The organism is Pseudaminobacter sp. Soil_N_29 (genome assembly GCF_057656055.1).
The window spans coordinates 1-3,157 of the sequence record NZ_JBDGLC010000011.1 but is presented as its reverse complement, the minus strand read 5'-3'; the positions used below and the strand labels follow the sequence as shown (position 1 = coordinate 3,157).

Genomic DNA, 3,157 nt, shown 5'->3' with positions numbered 1-3,157 from the left:
GCCGGTATCGCCGGTCGCGCCGGTGTCTCCCGTGGCGCCAGTGTCACCCGTCGCGCCCGTGTCGCCAGTCGCACCGGTATCTCCAGTGGCTCCGGTATCGCCGGTCGCACCGGTGTCACCCGTGGCGCCTGTATCGCCGGTCGCGCCGGTGTCGCCGGTGTCGCCGGTTGCGCCGGTATCGCCAGTCGCGCCGGTGTCGCCAGTCGCGCCGGTATCGCCCGTGGCGCCGGTATCGCCAGTCGCACCAGTGTCTCCCGTCGCGCCGGTGTCGCCCGTGGCACCGGTATCTCCGGTCGCGCCGGTATCTCCAGTGGCTCCGGTATCGCCGGTCGCGCCGGTGTCGCCCATGGCGCCGGTATCGCCCGTCGCGCCGGTGTCACCCGTGGCGCCGGTGTCACCCGTGGCGCCAGTGTCTCCCGTCGCACCGGTGTCGCCAGTCGCGCCGGTATCGCCCGTGGCACCGGTGTCGCCTGTCGCGCCAGTATCTCCCGTCGCGCCGGTATCGCCAGTCGCACCGGTGTCGCCCGTCGCGCCAGTGTCTCCCGTGGCGCCGGTATCGCCCGTGGCGCCGGTATCGCCCGTGGCACCGGTGTCGCCAGTCGCACCGGTATCGCCGGTCGCGCCGGTATCGCCCGTGGCGCCGGTATCGCCAGTCGCACCAGTGTCTCCCGTCGCGCCGGTGTCGCCCGTGGCGCCGGTATCTCCGGTCGCGCCCGTGTCGCCCGTCGCACCGGTATCTCCAGTGGCGCCGGTGTCACCCGTGGCGCCGGTATCTCCGGTCGCGCCCGTGTCGCCCGTCGCACCGGTATCTCCAGTGGCGCCGGTGTCACCGGTGGGGCCCGCGGCGCCCGTAATTCCTGTTACAGTGAAATCAGTTCCATTTGTCTGAAGTATTCCGGCTTGATTATAGACAACAATATTTGCCGGATCAGCGCCCTCTGGAATATATACGAGCGCCGAATAAGAGCCCAGGGGCACCCCTGTCGGTATCGCCGTCAGCGGGTTTGTATTGCTCGTACTTCCAAGGAGAGTATAGGTCACGCCATCGAAATAATAAATGTACTCGGTCGTACCGGCGATATCTATACCTTGAACGCTGTAAAGCATGACACAACTCCGCTGCTAACGGGCAAACACGATGCGGCTGGCGGGAGGTGGGCTGGTAGCAATGCTTAGGGCGGCGAATCCGAAGCCAAGCCGTTCCCCCGCTCATTTCGCCATGCGCCCAGGCAGGGCGTTATGCTCACCCCGGGAAGGTGTTCGCTGCCATTCTTGTCGTCGGTTACGAAGATGTCCTCGGCCGAGCATCCGGGCGGGAGCAGAAATGTAACGCTGAATTGGCCCGACACTATACCGGGCGGGAGGGTGGAGCCGACGGCACCCACCACGTGACTTGAGCCCAGCAGGGCGTAGTCCTCCGCGGCTTTGCCGCGGCACCAAACGAACACGACACTTGCGCCCTCGTTGGGATCAACGCCCGCAACGTTAAAAAAGACACCGCTCATATCGCTGACTTCCCTGTTACGGTTAGCATTTTCAACGAGAGCCAGAGCTTCTTCGCCCTGCCCGATGGATCGGGTTCCGTCGCATGCAGTTGCCTGCGAATACAGCACTCTACGCACGCGAGGATTGACTATAGTTCGGAAAACACTGATCTTGCAGGTTCGGAAACTACTCACTGAACTTTGGCCGCTGATGGCCGCGCTACAGTGAGCCGTGCATGTGAATAGCTGCGATACCGGCTTTTCTTTTCCGCGGAATTTGCCGAATGTGTTCAAAGGCGCTTCTGGAAAAGCTCACTCGTGAAATGAGCGGCCTGACACAGGGGCTTCCGCCCGGCGTGAAATTCCTGCGCATATGGGCATTCGACCCAAATACCACCGTGATCGATTACCTGGTCGACAACATCCGCCTGGCTTTCGACATCATCTACGCACAGCCCGAAGCATCCATTTCCGTCGAAATGCTTTGCCGGGGCAACGAACCTTTTGTTCTTGCTTCCCTCGACCGAGAGAAGATCGCCCACAATAGGGTCCGGCTGAGCAAACACAGCGACGCCGAGCATGGTGAAGAGCTCCTCAATCGCATTATTTCGGACTGCCGCCGTGCCTTGCATGAACTGGCTGCGCTCACGCATCTCACCATCGACCGGCAGTTCAGTTCGGTCCTCCAGCTCGAGCATCAGCCCGTCATCTGCGACGTGGGCGCCAACCCCGTCGACGATCCGCCCTACGCAAACATGCTGGCCTTGAGGCTTTGCAAGGTCGTCGGCTTCGAGCCGCAGCCGGAAGCCTACGAAAACCTTCGAATTCGAAACCCGGAGAACGAGCTCTACTTCCCGCGGGCCGTCGGAAAAGCCGGCACCCACCACCTCAACATATATCAGGCGAGCGGCTTCACTTCGACTTTCGAGATCGACGACGCAACGCTTGCCTTCATCGGCAATGAACGCTGGAAGCAGCTGGCCACGCTGAAGCGGGTCGAGCAGATACAATGCATTCCCTTGGATGACATGCCGGACCTGCCGGATTTCGACATGCTGAAGATCGATATCCAGGGCGGCGAGCTAAGTGTCTTCGAAACCGGAAAAACGAAGCTTTCCAAAGCTGTCTGCGTGATAACGGAGGTAAGCTTTTTCCCGCTCTACAAAGACGCCCCCAGCCTCGGAGACCAGCATCGTGAGCTCATGCATCAGGGTTTCCTGCTCCATAAGTTCATGAACCCGAAGTCGGTGCATATCCATAGCACTCACTCCGACAGCGAGTTGATCACCCGCAACAGAAGCCAGCTTATCGACGGTGACGCGGTCTATATCAGGGATGTTCGAGGGATCGCTGAATGGCCGACCAACGAGATCAAGAGCTTGGCCGCACTCGCCCATTTCGTTTTCGACAGCAAGGACCTCGTCTTGCGTTGCCTGGACGTTCTGATTTCCCGGAAGGTTTTGCCCGCCGATGCAGGAATGAAATGTACGAAACTATACGGCGGCTGAGGACTACGATTTGGGCGAGGCGATCTTCTGACTGAACAGTCCCTCCCCCATCTAGGTCAAGGCCTTCCCATGCCGGTTTAAGCTGCGCGGCGGCGGCCTTCTGAACGCAAAAAGCCCCGGCTTGGGGCCGGGGCTTTCTGGATCTGGTTGCGGGGGTTGGATTTG

General features: G+C 61.1%; 2 protein-coding genes. One reads left to right on the top strand and one right to left on the bottom strand.

Annotated elements, in window-relative coordinates; genetic code table 11:
• A partial coding sequence (locus tag AC3A4H_RS21285; protein WP_487768499.1) for a beta strand repeat-containing protein occupies nucleotides 1-1,107 on the bottom strand: 1,107 nt, incomplete at its 3' end.
• 700 nt (nucleotides 1,108-1,807) lie between these two features.
• Between AC3A4H_RS21285 and AC3A4H_RS21280 the strand changes: the two genes are divergently transcribed.
• Nucleotides 1,808-2,992 (top strand): FkbM family methyltransferase, encoded by a 1,185-nt coding sequence (locus tag AC3A4H_RS21280; RefSeq protein ID WP_487768498.1) that lies wholly within the window; start codon nucleotides 1,808-1,810, stop codon nucleotides 2,990-2,992.
• Nucleotides 2,993-3,157 lie beyond the last annotated feature (165 nt).

Excerpts from the sequence above, each read along its gene's own strand:
- AC3A4H_RS21280 (WP_487768498.1), top strand. The coding sequence starts at position 1,808 with ATGAGCGGCCTGACACAGGGGCTTCCGCCCGGCGTGAAATTCCTGCGC.